The sequence below is a fragment of the Providencia sp. wls1943 genome, assembly GCF_009706275.1.
Taxonomy (GTDB): domain Bacteria; phylum Pseudomonadota; class Gammaproteobacteria; order Enterobacterales; family Enterobacteriaceae; genus Providencia; species Providencia zhijiangensis.
On sequence record NZ_WLTU01000023.1, the window covers coordinates 217,583 to 232,551 of the forward strand.

Sequence of the window (14,969 nt, forward strand, 5' to 3'; positions counted from 1 at the left end):
TTTGCCATGCCTTTGCTTTCACTGAACCGATATACAGTATACTGTGACACAGCAAACCAAATGGTTTGAATATGAGTATAAAGCATCAGAATATTAATATAGTAAAAGCGTCATAATCACAGGAACCGCTAGCTCATGCGTATCATCCACACTTCAGACTGGCATTTAGGTCAGTATTTTTTCACTAAAAACCGATCTGCTGAACACCAACACTTTTTGCGTTGGTTAATAGAGCAAGTCAAACAGTACCAAGTGGATGCCCTGATTGTGGCTGGCGATGTCTTTGATACTGGCGCCCCGCCAAGTTATGCGCGCGAACTCTATAACCAGTTTATTGTTGATTTGCAAAAAACAGGCTGCCAATTAGTTATCTTGAGTGGAAACCATGATTCTGTCTCTGTTTTGAATGAATCCAGCGCGTTATTACGTTATTTAAATACTCACGTCATCACATCAAACAGCGAATCCCCTGTCATCACATTGAAAGATAAGCAAGGGAACCCAAATGGGTTAGTGTGCGCAATCCCCTTTTTACGACCACGAGATATCCAAGTCAGTATTGCGGGGCAAAGCAGTGAAGAAAAACAACTTTCATTACAAAATGCCATTCGTGAACACTACCAAAGCTGTTACCAAAAAGCCGTTGAGCAACGTACTGAGCAGGGCTTAGATATCCCGATTATTGCCACGGGGCATTTGACCGTCGTCGGTGCAGAACTGACAGATTCCGTGCGTGAAATTTATATCGGTACATTGGATGCCTTTCCTTCTGGTGCATTCCCACCTGCTGATTATATTGCGCTTGGACATATCCACCGGCCTCAACTGATTGGTGGACAAGCACATGTTCGCTACAGCGGCTCTCCAATTGCACTCAGTTTTGACGAATCACAACAACAAAAAAGTATCTGCTTAGTGGAATTTAACCAGCACCAATTTGCTAATGTCACTTTGCTGCCAATTCCCGTTTTCCAGCCGCTATTGAGTTTAAAAGGCTCGTTGAAAGAACTACAAAAACAATTAATGGACTTACCTGCCCAAGAAAATGAGCGCCCTATTTGGTTAGATATTGAAGTCGCCACCCAAGACTACCTTGGTGATATCCAGCAACGTATTGAGGCTCTCACCCAAGAACTCCCTGTCGAAGTTGTTCGCCTACGCCGAGCTCGACGGGCACAAGCAGGTCAAAACCTCACTCCGCAGAATGAAACATTAAATGAACTGACTGCCGAAGAAGTTTTTACTCGACGACTTACCGAAGAGTCACTGGAAGACAAAGCTTTAGAGCAGCGTTTATTGCAGCTGTTCAAGCAATCCTACGCCAACTTGTGCAATGAGCAGGGAGAATAACTGTGAAAATCTTAAGCTTACGCCTGAAAAACATTAACTCCCTAAAAGGTGAATGGAAGATTGATTTCACGGAAGAGCCTTTTGCCAGTAATGGGTTATTTGCCATCACAGGTGCGACTGGCGCGGGAAAAACCACTTTATTGGATGCCATCTGTCTTGCACTTTACCACCAAACTCCACGGTTAGGCGCAATATCAAAAAGCAAAAATGAGTTAATGACCCGCCATACTGGCGAATGTTTAGCTGAAGTGGAGTTTGAAGTTAAAGGCATCGCTTATCGCGCATTTTGGAGTCAACGCCGGGCAAACAATAAACCCGATGGTAACCTGCAAGATGCAAAAGCAGAGCTGGCAACCGTCACTGATGGGCAGATCATCGCAGAAAAAATCAGTGAAGTTCGTGAGAAAATTGTGCAAATCACCGGGCTAGATTTTGGGCGTTTCACGAAATCCATTTTGCTCTCTCAAGGGGATTTTGCAGCCTTTTTAAACGCTACCGAAAAAGAGCGTGCCGATTTACTAGAAGAAATCACTGGCACCGAAATTTACAGCCAGATTTCGGTGTATATTTTTAACCAACATAAACAAGCTAAAACCGATCTCGATATTCTTCGAGCGCAAGCGGGCAGCATTAACTTACTTACTGAATCAGAGCATCAAGAACTCGTTGAAAAACAGCAACAATATTTAGCGCAAGAACAGCAACTGAGCCAGAATAAAAACCGCCATCAACAAGCGCTAACATGGCATCAGCAACATCAACAATTGCTGCAAAATACTCAGCGATTACAGATTGCACAGCAGCAAGCTCAACAACAATATCAAGCCGCCGAACCCAGCTTACATAAGCTGGCACAAAGCGCCCCTGCAGAAGCTCTACGCCCTGATTGGTTGGCCGTGCAAAGCTTGCAAACTCAACTCGATGAACAGACCCAAAAACAGCAACGCACGACATTACTTTTAGAAGACGCTCAAAAGCAGCGCTTGCCATTGGTCGCCCAACACACTCAAGCTCAGTCGGAGCAAAATCAATATAAAGAGTGGGTACAAAAAACCACGGCGATGATCGATAACGAAGTGCGACCACTCGACAATTTACTCGCACAACTTAACCAGCAGAAAAACCAATTAGCCGAGCAAATAAATCAGCTAAATGGCGAATATTTGCAGAAAAAATCGAGTGTAGAAAGTACCCAGCAGAAAATTCTTCATGCTAATAATGAGTTGAATACAACCCAGTTATTTCTACAAGAACATCAAAATGATGCCCAGATTGTCACGCAACTCGGAAGCTGGCAACAGCAAGGGAAATTTATTTATGAACTTACAGAACGCCTAGTACAAAACCATAAAAAACAGCAAGTTATCAACCTTGAATGGCAAACCCTACAACAGGTTCAGCAGCAAAAATCCAAAGAATCTCAACAGGCTCAAAGCCATTTAGAAGAGCAGTATTCTCGCTTTAATCTGCTCGAAAAGCAGTTTCAGGAATATAAACAAAAGTACAATACCGAAGAAATTAAGGCTGCGATTTCACAGCGACAAGAGCGTTTGCAGCATGTGAAAATATTACCTGTTTTACTGACTCAATATGAAGAAAAACAGCTGCAATTACAGTCACAAACACAGTTACAAAACCAACTCGGCGAATCTATCAACCGATTAGAGCAACAGGTTGCCATTACGCAAGATAGAGTGACTCAGCTCCTGCCTCAACGACAAATTTTAGAGCAAAAACTTCAGCTAGAACAAAAAATTGTCAGCTTGGAACATGAGCGCCAACAGCTCATTGAAGGAGATCCATGCCCTCTTTGTGGCTCGTTGGAGCACCCGGCTTTGGCATCATATCAAGCCGTTATGCCCAATGAGACTCAGCAACAACTGGCTACGCTGATGACTCAAATGGAGACCGAAAAACAAAAGCTCACTGAGCAGCAAGCCTTATTGCAAGCAGACAAACGCCGCCAGCAAGATAACGAATTAGCTCAAAAACAACTACAAGAGCAGTTCAATAACCTGAACAATCAATGGCTAAAAGCATGTGAGCAAGCACATATACCTGAACTAGCCAAAACCGCGTCAGCGGTAGAGCAATCCCTCGTTGAATTACAAGAAGAGCTTACCGCTCAGCAAGCCATCATCAACGAATTTGCACAGTTAGAGCGTCAGTACCAAGAGGCTAAAAACCAATATTATGAACAGCAAACTCAAGCCAAACAGCTGTTCTCTGAGTTATCTCTCCTTGATGAGAAACTTAAGCATCACTCCCAACAATTAGAAGAAAATCAAGCTGAGCAGCAATCTTTGCAGCAACGCTTAGCACAACAAACACAGCAGCTTACAGACTCGCTGGCGCCATTTAATCTTACCCTACCAAGCCAAGCACAATTTACCACTTGGCTACAAGAGATTGAGCAACGCGGGCAATATTATGAAGCGCAAAAAGCAACCTTCCTGCAAATCACGAAAAATATTGAAGTTGATACGGCAACGCTCACAGCTGAAACAGCGAATACTCAGCAACTAGCTCAGCAACTTTCTGCTCAACAACAGCAACTAGAGCAATTGAATCAACAAATTGAACAAAAGAACACGCAGCGCCAGAATCTGTTAGAAGGCCAAACAGTTGCTGTTTTCATTCAAAAAATGCAAGAAAAACAAGCTCAATACTCACATCAAGTTGATACGCTTTCAGAACAAATTAGCACAATAGATAAAAATATTTCTGCACTCAATGGGAGTGCCCAAGAGCTTAATCACCAATTGAAGCAACTAAATCAACGACAGTTAGCCGCTCACGCTCAGTTTGTTGCTGCACTCAGTAGCAGCCCTTTCTCGACTCAAGAGCAATTCCTTAATGCCTTACTACCTACCGAAGAGAAAATGGAGCTGGAGCGGCTTAAACAGCGAGTCACTCAACAGCGGCTGGAAGCCGAAACTCGCTACCAAGAAAGCCTGTCAGCAATGGCAAATCATGAGCAACAGCGTTTAGTGGAGTTTGCTGAGTTTTCAGTGGAACAAATTCAGCAAACTCTCGAACAATTAGAGAGCCAAATCAAGATATTGAACCAGCAACAAGGTCAAATCATTAACCAGCTTGAGCGAGATCAGCAACAGCGTCACCAACAGCGCGAGTTATTGAATAAAATTGAACAGAGCCAATTAAGCTACGATGATTGGAGTTATCTCAATACCTTAATTGGATCCGCTGAAGGGGATAAATTCCGTCGCTATGCTCAAGGGCTAACCCTTGACTGTTTAGTCTCGCTCGCGAACCAACAACTCGATAAATTGCATGGTCGCTACTTACTGCAACGCAGTCATTTAGCCAACCTCGAATTGCAGGTTATTGATGGTTGGCAAGGGGATAGCATTCGCGATACGAAAACCCTTTCAGGAGGGGAAAGTTTCTTAGTCAGTCTCGCGCTAGCCCTTGCACTCTCTGACATGGTGAGCCATCGCACGCAATTGGAATCACTCTTTTTAGATGAAGGTTTTGGTACGCTAGACGCTGAAACTTTAGACATAGCCCTAGATGCATTAGAAAGCCTAAATGCATCAGGAAAAACCATTGGTGTGATTAGCCATGTGGAAGCGATGAAAGAACGAATTCCTGTACAAATTGCGGTGAAAAAAACTAACGGACTCGGCTTTAGTGAACTTCCAAGTCATTATCGTGTTAGTTAACTGAACAGAGTTAAAAATCAAAATAACACAATGAATTTATTATGTTTTTATAACAACATTCAAAAATTTGAACATTAAGGTTAAATTTTTTTTCTATGATTTGGTTGGGATACCTTTATAGTTATTCACATCGAAACAATTTACTTCGAAACAAGTTACGGCTTCTGAGGTTGTTCAATAAATTGCCGTGCTCTAAACAAAAGCAAGGGGACAAACATGTCTAACGCATTTATCGAAATGATTAAAAATCGTCGCACTATTTATAACTTAGGCGATTCATTACCAATCTCGGAAGAGAAAGTAGCTGGGCTTATCAAAGAAGCAGTTAAGCACTCCCCATCAGCATTTAACTCACAAACTTCGCGTATTGTGGTGTTATTTGGTGCAGAACATAAAAAACTGTGGAATATCACCAAAGAAGCGTTACGCGCTATCGTTCCTGAAGCCGCTTTTGCTGGAACAGAACAAAAAATTAATAGCTTTGCAGCAGGTGCTGGTACCGTTCTTTTCTTTGAAGATAAAAATGTCGTCACTGGTTTACAAGAACAATTCCCACTCTATGCAGATAACTTCCCTATCTGGTCAGAACAAGCGAGCGGTATGGCTCAACTGGCAGTATGGACAACATTATCTCAGGAAAATGTAGGTGCATCATTACAGCACTACAACCCATTAATTGATAATCAAGTTCAACAAGAGTGGGATATCCCAGCAAATTGGATTTTACGCGCTCAAATGGTATTTGGTTCAATTGAGCAACCTGCTGGTGATAAAGATTTTATGGACGACGACGTTCGTTTCAAAGTATTTAAATAATTCATCACTGAACGTTATTATCTTTATAGCCTCTGCAAATGTTTGCAGGGGCTTTATTTTATTTATTCACTCAAAGCATTATATATTTAAATATATAATAAATCTGAATTTCATTAAATTCTTAACAATACAAAAATCTCCCCTATCACAAATTATCCCAGCATAAAACAGTCTCTTAATTATTATTCAAAATAGCCAACCACTTATTCAAAAATAATATTTCATTTTTATATATTGGTCGCAATTTTATAAAAAAACAGCATTTTTAATCACTTATATAAAACTGAAAAATAACCTTAATTTGATTGATATCAATATGTTATATCCTCAGGGTAATAGTATTTACTTATAGACTAAACTTTTATTTTTGCATTATCGGTATTTGAACTACACTAAAAATAAGAGCACAGAAGCAGTATTGGATGGTGGTCAGTGTTATTAAGGGGGTGGACTATGAAACGTTTATCTTTATTAACTACTGTAGTGGCAATCTTCATTTCGAGTTGTTCTTTTGCTAGTAATACCAACCCATCTTCAGGAGGTACAGTTTCATTTGGTGGTTATATCTATGAGCCTCAGTGTGAAGTGGATATTTCACAAAAAACTCACGTAAATATTGATTGTTATCGTAATGGTAAAACAGTCACCGCTTCAGGTTCATTGCAAAATGGTAAAAAAGTGGAATCCGAGTATGTCAAAGTTGAATATGACAAATACAGTAAATTACCTATGTTAAACGCGACTTATGAATAAATTAATTGAAGATGTAATAAGCATAATATTTCGGGGAGCTGCCATTTACTCTTAAGTTTAAACTCCCCGAATTTTATTTCTGTATTAATCCGCTTTTGCTGGCACATTGCCAGCCAGTTATTTTTGTATGACTCTATACCGCTTTCCTCTATGACTCTTTCCCCAATTATTTTTTCATACGAATACCATCAAACATACATTGCTATGAAAAAAGCCTGACACAAGTGACAGGCTTTCGGTTATCAATATTTTATGACTGCTATTACTTAGCGGTTAAATCAACTTGGTAAATAGCAAAACCGATATCGTCAGTACCCACTTTTTTCATTGGGTATTGAGCATGTTGCTGAATAAACTCGGCGGCTTTTTCACTTGGTGAAGTTTCAAAGCGTACATCGAGTTTTTTATCGGTTTTAATTGGCGTGAAGGACCAGTTATTATCAGCCTTCGAAACCACTTCGCCTTTTTCTTTAGACACTTTAGCGATATACGCCGCTAAAATTGCACGGTTTTCATCTGGCGAAGCAAACGCAATATGTGCATCACCAGTACCTGCAAATTTACCGCCGTAACCACGATAGTTATTAGTCGCGATTAAGAATGCCGCTTTAGGATCGATTGGTTTGCCTTGGTAAGTTACATTTTTGATACGATTCGCATCTTTATTGACTACTTGGCAATCGGTGTCATATTTAGCTGGCTGAGTCAGGTCAATCTGGTAATTGACACCGCTAATGGTGTCAAAGTTATAGGTTCTGAAACCATCCCAGTTGATCAGGCTTTGTGGTTTAGTTGATTGTGCATCGATTTGGTTGAACATGCCCGCAGAGCACTCTAACCATTCAACCACATCCGCACCTGTTGCTTTCACAACCACTAACGTATTTGGATAGAGATATAAGTCAGCAGCATTACGGAAAGTTAAATCTCCTTTTTCCACTTCAACAAACTCAGAAGGCGCATTTTTACGTCCACCCGCTTTGAATGGTGCCGCTGCCGCTAATACGGGTAGGTCAGCTAAGTCTGGGTCACCTTGGATAAAGTTACGGGTATAATCCATCTGAGCATCATTCACAATCTGAACTGTTGGATCGCTTTGAACTAATGCCAAGTAGCTGTACATGTTTTCAGAGGCTTTACCAATCAGTTTACCCACGAAATCACGGGTCCCTTGATGCTGCTCTTGGATGATTTTCACAAGCGATTCATCGCGCTCAACCAGTGCTTTCTTGTTGGCTTTATCATAAACAGGGCGGGCATGGGCTTGAGCTTCAACCACTTTCCAATCGCCGCTGTCATTGTTAACCACCAAATCAACCACACCTAAATGATCACCCCACTGTCCTGGCATAACTGCTGGAATACCGTTGACGGTGCCTTTTGCCACATCAACGCCTTTAATATCGGCAAATTCTTTGCTTGGGAACACACCGTGTGAGTGACCAAACATAATGGCGTTGATGCCCGGCACTTCGCTGAGATAGTAAACCGAATTTTCTGCCATCGCTTTGTATGGCTCTTGTGAGAATCCTGAGTGAGGAATTGCCACAATCAGGTCAGCGCCCTCTTTTTTCATTTGTGGCACAAACTTTTTAGCCGTTTCAGTGATGTCATTCACCTTCACTTTGCCTTCTAAGTTTGGTTTATCCCAAATCATGATTTGTGGCGGCACAAAACCGATATAACCGACTTTAATGGTGTGTGTTTTACCATCACGGTCTTTTACCGGCGTATCAACAATGATGTACGGTTTGAAGTAGTTTTCACCCGTTTTAGCATCAACAATGTTGGCGTTGACGTAAGGGAATTTTGCACCCGCGATAGCTTTTTTCAGGTAATCTAAACCAAAGTTGAACTCGTGGTTACCGAAGTTACCGACGGTGTAGCCCATGGTGTTCATTAAGCTATGAGCAGGGTGAGATTCCCCTTCTTTCAAGCCTTTGTTGGCCATATAGTCAGCCAGTGGACTACCTTGGATTAAGTCACCGTTATCCACGAGGATAGCGTTGGTGGCTTCATTTTTCGCAGCTTTGATTAATGTCGCAGTACGTACCAGTCCAAATTGTTCGGTAGATTTGTCTTTGTAGTAGTCGAAGTCAATGAGGTTGCTGTGTACATCGGATGTTTCCATGACACGCAAGTCAACCGTGGCAGCGTTGACATTAAATGCCACCAGCAGTGCCAAAGATGAAAGTTTTAGAGCCTTTTTCACGTTAAATCCCCTTTGTTGCCTTTTGAGAGAATGCCTCTCATAAAGTCCAGATTCATTTCATGGTTATTGAGCAAAAACCAACGATACCCGAAATTGAGCCTGTCACTGCGTGTTAGATATCAAGTTTTAATGATAATGCCTGCAAACAGTAACCATTTTTTGTGACTAAATCACGGTTTTAGTCCATTTATGAATCCCGACTTTTATATAGCTCACAAAAATAGATTTATCCGATAAAAATCACCGCTATTATTTGAGTTATCGATAAAACCCGCTATTCCCCGAATAACTCACCGACACTCACTTTATCAGTAGCCAAATCCACCAGCTCATTTTTATCTTTTGCCCTTCTTTTGCTTTTTATCTTTTGCCTTTTTAACTCTGTAACATGCTCAAACTAATTTACCTCATGACTAGGCAGCCAACGAACTAGACCCTAGGAGCATACACAAGTATGTGACTAGGGCTAGAGAGAGCAGCTAACAACGTCAGGGGGCAAATTAGGAAGAGCATAGCCAAGCGGCACCTCTCACCCCACTCGAATCCCCATGTTCCGCCTTCCGAATTGGCGTATCAAACTCTCTACCAAACACCCATTGGCGAATCTTTTCTGGCAGATTTTCATAGAGCGCATCGACGTTGCTCATTCCGCCTCCTAGCACTATGACGTCTGGGTCTAGCATGTTGACGGCTTGTGCTAATGCTTTTGCTAGGCGATTTTGGTAATGTTCAAAGGCTTTTATCGCGTGTTTATTGCCATTTTTTGCTAATTGAATAATTTCGGTGCCTGTTTTAGATTCTCCGGCCAGTTTCTTATAATCCGCCATAAAGCCGGTACCGGAAACAAATTGCTCAGTACAGCCAGTCAGTCCGCAATAACATTTTTCGTCTGCCAGAAATAGTCGGTCTTGGTCATCTTGCCATGGTAAAGGGTTGTGTCCCCACTCACCTGCTACACCATTTCCGCCAGAGTGAACTTGCCCATTAATGGCGATCCCTGCTCCGCAGCCCGTTCCGATGATCACGGCAAACACCACTTTAGCGCCTGCCCCTGCGCCATCGACGGCCTCTGAAACGGCAAGGCAATTGGCATCATTCGCCATTTTGACAGAGCGACCTAAACATTCAGCGAGATCTTTATCGAATGGTTGTCCGTTTAACCATGTGGAATTGGCATTTTTCACTTTTCCCGTCACTGGAGAAAGTGTTCCGGGGATCCCTAACCCCACACTCCCGACTTGCCCTGTTGAGGTTTCTGCCTCATCAACTAAATGCTTAATTGCATCAAGAGTGCCTTGATAATCCCCTCTCGGCGTTGGTATACGCTGACGAAATAGAATATTGCCGCCATCATCCAGCGCGACCACTTCAATTTTTGTACCGCCTAAATCAATCCCTATTCTCATAATGGCACTCGCTTATTATCGATTTTTCATTTAATTGCCTGCTTACATTATTAGGCGACCTTTATAGAAAGTAAAACCCGCAAAATGGCGGGCATTTTTTTTCGCTTAATAACGGACAATTCGCTATCATGTCCGCCTTGCTAAACATGTTTTTAATGACAAAGGTAGGTTTTTCATGTGGTTCAAGAATATATTGGTCTATCGCCTGAATCGGGATTTGGCACTCTCCGCGGATGATCTGGAAAGACAACTTGCGCCGCTAGCTTATACCCCTTGTGGAAGCCAAGACATGATGAAAACTGGCTGGGTTCCACCAATGCGTGGGGCAGATGCACTTACCCATGCTGCAAATAATCAAATTCTTATTTGTGCCAAGAAAGAAGATAAGATGCTGCCATCCCCCGTGATCAAGCAAGCATTACAAGAGAAAATTGAAAAATTAGAAGCAGACCAAGGTCGCCAACTGAAAAAAACGGAAAAAGCCTCGCTAAAAGATGAAGTGGTTCATGACTTACTTCCGCGCGCATTCAGTAAATTCAGTAAAACCTACATTTGGATTGATACCGTTAATCAGCTGATTATAGTCGATGCTGCTAGTGCTAAACGCGCTGAAGATAATTTAGCGTTATTACGCAAAAGCTTAGGCTCGCTTCCTGTTGTTCCCCTGACCTTTAAAGACCCGATTGAATTAACGCTGACTGAATGGGTACGTTCTGGCGCATTACCTCAAGGTTTTGCTGCTATGGATGAAGCGGAGCTAAAAGCGATTTTAGAAGAAGGCGGGATCATCCGTTGTAAGAAACAAGACTTAATTTCTGATGAAATTGCCACCCATATCGAAGCTGGTAAATTAGTAACGAAATTATCGTTAGATTGGGAAGAGCGCGTTCAGTTTATGCTGTCAGATGACGGCTCTCTGAAGAAACTGAAATTCAGTGAAAAGCTAAAAGAGCAAAATGACGATATTCCTAAAGAGGATTTTGCTCAGAAATTTGATGCTGACTATATTCTGATGACTGGCGAACTCAGCGCCTTAATCGCTCGCTTAATTGATGTTTTAGGCGGTGAAGCCGAACATTAATATTATTTAGCTTTTTATCCTAACTTCACGATGGCAACGGGCATTTACGCAAGTTGCCATTTTCTTTTTAGACCCCGCTTGCATAGCCACAATTAAGTCATTGACTGCCTACCCGATCTCTGGTTGATTAAATTACATCCATGTAACAAATCAGTAGCAATTTTGATTATTCAATAATAACAACTCAAGCAGCTTCCTCGTGAAGCTTTGGTCAATATTCGAGCGAAGGAATGGTTATGATAGAGTTCATCGAGCCAGAAGTGGATGAAAATTCCGTTGTCTCCTTGCAGAAGGTAACAGCTGAAAACTTTTCGGAAATCTGTTTGCTGAGTCATACACTCAGTGAAGCACAACGCAGCATGGTGGCAGATAATGCCTATTCCATGGTTGAGGCACAATTCTCTGACTGTGCTTGGTACCGAGGCATTTATGCAGATAATGTCCCTGTAGGATTCATTATGCTGCACTCAGGGTTAGATGATGATGAGCTTGAATACGATGGCATTATGCTATGGCGATTTATGATAGCCGAGCCCTACCAAAAATTAGGATTTGGGCGTGAAGCATTAATTCAAGTGATCCGTTACTTGAAAAAGAAAGGTTACCCACGGCTGTATAATAGTTGCGGTGAAGGCGAAGAGAGCCCATTTGAGTTTTACCAAAAACTTGGCTTTATTCCGACTGGCGGTTATATCGATGACGAGTGTGAATTAGTGCTGGATCTTGCTAACTGGCAAGATGAGTAACCGAACTATCACCTATACCTATCAGTTGTAATTTCACGACTGATAGGTAGCTTTAATATTTTAGGGTATCACTGAAATACGCTAAATAGTTTGTGCTGTCGCAAGGCGGCAAATGCGTTAGACCCTAGTAGCATACACAAGTATGTGGCTAGGGCTAACGCATGAAGCCAACACCGCGACAGTGCAAAATATGACGCGTATTTGTTATTTTTGGATAAGATAACGAATAGTTGGACCATCTTGTTGAATATCCAACACTTTATAACCATAATTTTTTGCATCTAAAGGGATATTATTGATAGATTGTGGGCAATCACTCACCACTTCTAATATCTCTCCAGGTTTTAACGATGGCATTGCTTCTAACGTCGCAACCGCAGGGTATGGGCAAGGTTCCCCCACCATATCTAATCGATAATCCGGTACTATTTCTTTATGGCTCATGCGGCCTCCATGGAAGTATTCGTCAGTTTTTGGGCACGTTTACGGAAGAAATATTTTTCCCATACCAGCATCAAAATGAATGCAATGCCTAATAAAGCGTATGTAACCAGCAAGCCACCTTGCGGACCAAATGTCTCTAGCAAATTCACTTTGTCAAAGTCTGTGGCTAACCATGGACCTAAATCATCCCAGTAATACGCTAAGATAGTCGCGCCAATAATATTACCGAAACCGACCCACCAGTAATGAACTTGACCTTCAACGGCACGGTACATCCAGCCAGTTTCACAGCCACCTGCTAAGACAATACCAAATCCGAACAGTAACCCACCAATCACAGCATTTGGGCCTGCCCACATAATCTTAGGTGTCGCGCCCAATTGCACATAACTGAAAATACCAATCGCACTGACCGCCATACCAATGATAATCGCTTTCGCCATATGAGTACGACCCGTGATCCATAAATCACGAAACGCTGAAGTAAAACAAATTTGGGCGCGTTCAATCAGTAAACCAAAACCAATCCCACATAAGATAGCAAAGCCCATGACTGGAGCATCCAGTAATGTATAAAAGCCCCACGCAAGCGCGACAGCAAAGATAGCCATGCCTAACTTAAAGCGTTTTTTAGCTGTATTCGGATTTTGAGTTAATGGCGATGCTGTTGAGACTTTTTTCAATTTTACCGCGATACGGAACATTGGCAGCAGGGTGAATTTGGCACCAAAGTAGGAGCCGACCGCAGTCGCTACAGCAAAGAACCAAGCGTGTAATGAGAATTGAGGGATACCCGTAAAGAATGCGGCTAAGTTACATCCCATGGCGAGACGAGCGCCAAATCCAGCTATAATCCCGCCGAGGATGGCTTGAAAAATTCGAACCCGATGCTGCGGCATACGAATTTTCACATTATTTGCCCAAAGTGCTGCGGCAAAACAGCCAGCAAACATACCGATAATCATCACACCATCAATTCTATCTAATGGTGATCCTTGAAAACCAATAACTTTGAAATATCCCCACTCTTCTGGATGTGCACCAAATAGCTGCATGATATGTCCACCCCAGCGGGTAAACTCACCGGTTACAGCCCAAAAAGTGCCCGTTAAACCAAAATAATAAGTCGATAAGATACCTGCCGCAATCACCGCAGGTAACGGTTTCCAAAAACCGATGAGATAGTGAGATTTAAACTCAGACCAAGTCATTTTTACTTCCAGAATGATTCAAGCCAGCACCTGGCAAAGAATTTCGCTGTTGTATGATGTGTTGCTAAATGATGTATAGCTAAATGCCCCACAGCGAAGAGGTGCACATCATACTCTGATACTTTTTATCATTAAATAATAAATTATGAATATTCTCAGAAAGATTGATTTAGCCACATGCTTCATCACACAGCATATCGTCTATTCTTTACATAAATTCTGATGGCACAGCTGATGCTTAAAAGATAAATAAATATACAAAAAAAACGCCATCATAATGATGGCGCATGGAAGTATAGTCTTATCTTATTTATAGAGGAGTATAATATGAAATATTTTTATTACATCATTTTGCTGTGTGTCGTCTAAAGTCAGCCCATTTGACTTCAGCAATAACATTCAAACTTACATCTAACAACTAAACATCGTACACTCGAGTATAATTGATTATATTTATTTTTAATATAAAGCCTAATCAAACATCAACTAGTACTTTATTTATTCCCTAGCATTAGTAAATTGAAAATAAAAAACTCGAGATGAAAAGTTATTAAAAAGTATTTCTAAATGTTATTAGCTGCATTATAGCGCTCATGAAATGTTGCGCAAGTGTTTTTTTATTTTATTTAAGGATTGTTAGTGGAAAATAAAAATAACAATAAATAACAATTAGTTATGCGCAAAATCACTCATAAAAGTATCAATTTGGCATTTATAACAGTAATTACATATTTATATTTCATTATTCAAGTAAATTTAAAATAATTTTATTAATAACGCTTATATTAATAAAATTAACCTGCTTATTTACTCGCTTTTTTTATCATTTCAATTAGAGTTAAATATATTAATAATTTTTATTATTCTCTCTTCCTATTTGAGCATCATCTAACTGGCCAAACCTGCTGTTATTTTGAACGACAATTTCGTATTTACTCATGATTATTCTAATAATCAGTAAGTTCCATGATAACCCACACAAAATACTCCAAAATAGATATTCTTATTTAGAGTGTCCAATGGAATTACTCCATATATGTATAATCCCGCACAATATGGATGGTTTATTTTCAATTAACCTTATCAATTTTTTTTTGAAATTGATTTTATGTGAGCAGAGTTTAAATTCTGCCCTAACTTAAATAAAATAAGAAGAAATTCCGAATAAAATTAAACCTTTTGTTTGTGAAACTATAAAGAGAGGGCATTTTTTATCAGAAAGGTTGCAAGAATATGCAAAAGATAGGGTGTATAAAAATTGATA

10 protein-coding genes are annotated in these 14,969 nt (G+C 40.9%); 6 read left to right on the forward strand and 4 right to left on the reverse strand.

Translation table 11 applies throughout. From position 1 onward, the window contains the following. Positions 1 to 135: 135 nt before the first annotated feature. The 4 genes from sbcD to GKR48_RS12545 all read left to right on the forward strand — a co-directional run bounded on the left by sbcD (position 136) and on the right by GKR48_RS12545 (position 6,605). Positions 136 to 1,350 (forward strand): exonuclease subunit SbcD, encoded by a 1,215-nt coding sequence (sbcD, locus tag GKR48_RS12530; protein WP_154628314.1) that lies wholly within the window; start codon positions 136 to 138, stop codon positions 1,348 to 1,350. A 2-nt stretch (positions 1,351 to 1,352) separates the two neighbouring features. Continuing rightward, on the forward strand, positions 1,353 to 5,036 hold the full coding sequence (locus GKR48_RS12535) for an SbcC/MukB-like Walker B domain-containing protein (protein WP_336431161.1): 3,684 nt from the start codon (positions 1,353 to 1,355) through the stop codon (positions 5,034 to 5,036). Positions 5,037 to 5,252: 216 nt separating this feature from the next. Next, entirely contained in the window at positions 5,253 to 5,852 is a 600-nt protein-coding gene (locus GKR48_RS12540; RefSeq protein ID WP_036953792.1) for a nitroreductase family protein, read from the forward strand. 453 nt (positions 5,853 to 6,305) lie between these two features. Then, positions 6,306 to 6,605, forward strand: a complete 300-nt coding sequence (locus GKR48_RS12545) for a hypothetical protein (RefSeq protein WP_154628315.1) — start codon at positions 6,306 to 6,308, stop codon at positions 6,603 to 6,605. Between the two features lie 262 nt (positions 6,606 to 6,867). Here the strand turns inward: GKR48_RS12545 and GKR48_RS12550 are convergent, their stop codons facing one another. Further along, positions 6,868 to 8,817, reverse strand: coding sequence for a bifunctional 2',3'-cyclic-nucleotide 2'-phosphodiesterase/3'-nucleotidase (locus tag GKR48_RS12550; RefSeq protein WP_336431162.1), 1,950 nt, complete (start codon positions 8,815 to 8,817; stop codon positions 6,868 to 6,870). A gap of 500 nt (positions 8,818 to 9,317) precedes the next feature. Then, positions 9,318 to 10,223 (reverse strand): fructokinase, encoded by a 906-nt coding sequence (gene mak / locus GKR48_RS12555; RefSeq protein WP_154628316.1) that lies wholly within the window; start codon positions 10,221 to 10,223, stop codon positions 9,318 to 9,320. Positions 10,224 to 10,398: 175 nt separating this feature from the next. Here mak and rdgC point away from each other — a divergent pair, with 175 nt between their 5' ends. Together rdgC and GKR48_RS12565 are read left to right on the forward strand one after the other, a co-directional pair. Further along, positions 10,399 to 11,304, forward strand: coding sequence for a recombination-associated protein RdgC (gene rdgC, locus GKR48_RS12560; RefSeq protein WP_132496167.1), 906 nt, complete (start codon positions 10,399 to 10,401; stop codon positions 11,302 to 11,304). Positions 11,305 to 11,540: 236 nt separating this feature from the next. Continuing rightward, positions 11,541 to 12,050: a GNAT family N-acetyltransferase gene (locus tag GKR48_RS12565; protein ID WP_154628317.1), complete on the forward strand. Its 510-nt coding sequence runs from the start codon at positions 11,541 to 11,543 to the stop codon at positions 12,048 to 12,050. A gap of 204 nt (positions 12,051 to 12,254) precedes the next feature. Here the strand turns inward: GKR48_RS12565 and yedF are convergent, their stop codons facing one another. Both yedF and yedE read right to left on the reverse strand, forming a co-directional pair. Continuing rightward, a complete protein-coding gene (gene yedF, locus GKR48_RS12570) occupies positions 12,255 to 12,494 on the reverse strand; it encodes a sulfurtransferase-like selenium metabolism protein YedF (RefSeq protein WP_006657165.1) in 240 nt (79 codons plus the stop codon). Continuing rightward, positions 12,491 to 13,705 carry a selenium metabolism membrane protein YedE/FdhT gene (gene yedE, locus GKR48_RS12575; RefSeq protein WP_154628318.1) on the reverse strand — a complete coding sequence of 405 codons (1,215 nt, stop codon included), beginning with the start codon at positions 13,703 to 13,705 and terminating at the stop codon, positions 12,491 to 12,493. The genes yedF and yedE overlap by 4 nt, the downstream gene beginning before the upstream one ends. Between the last annotated feature and the right edge of the window lie 1,264 nt (positions 13,706 to 14,969).

Coding starts and splice junctions, on each gene's coding strand:
- mak (WP_154628316.1), bottom strand. CDS start 10,223: ATGAGAATAGGGATTGATTTAGGCGGTACAAAAATTGAAGTGGTCGCG.
- sbcD (WP_154628314.1), top strand. CDS start 136: ATGCGTATCATCCACACTTCAGACTGGCATTTAGGTCAGTATTTTTTC.
- yedE (WP_154628318.1), bottom strand. CDS start 13,705: ATGACTTGGTCTGAGTTTAAATCTCACTATCTCATCGGTTTTTGGAAA.
- GKR48_RS12545 (WP_154628315.1), top strand. CDS start 6,306: ATGAAACGTTTATCTTTATTAACTACTGTAGTGGCAATCTTCATTTCG.
- rdgC (WP_132496167.1), top strand. CDS start 10,399: ATGTGGTTCAAGAATATATTGGTCTATCGCCTGAATCGGGATTTGGCA.
- GKR48_RS12565 (WP_154628317.1), top strand. CDS start 11,541: ATGATAGAGTTCATCGAGCCAGAAGTGGATGAAAATTCCGTTGTCTCC.
- GKR48_RS12540 (WP_036953792.1), top strand. CDS start 5,253: ATGTCTAACGCATTTATCGAAATGATTAAAAATCGTCGCACTATTTAT.
- yedF (WP_006657165.1), bottom strand. CDS start 12,494: ATGAGCCATAAAGAAATAGTACCGGATTATCGATTAGATATGGTGGGG.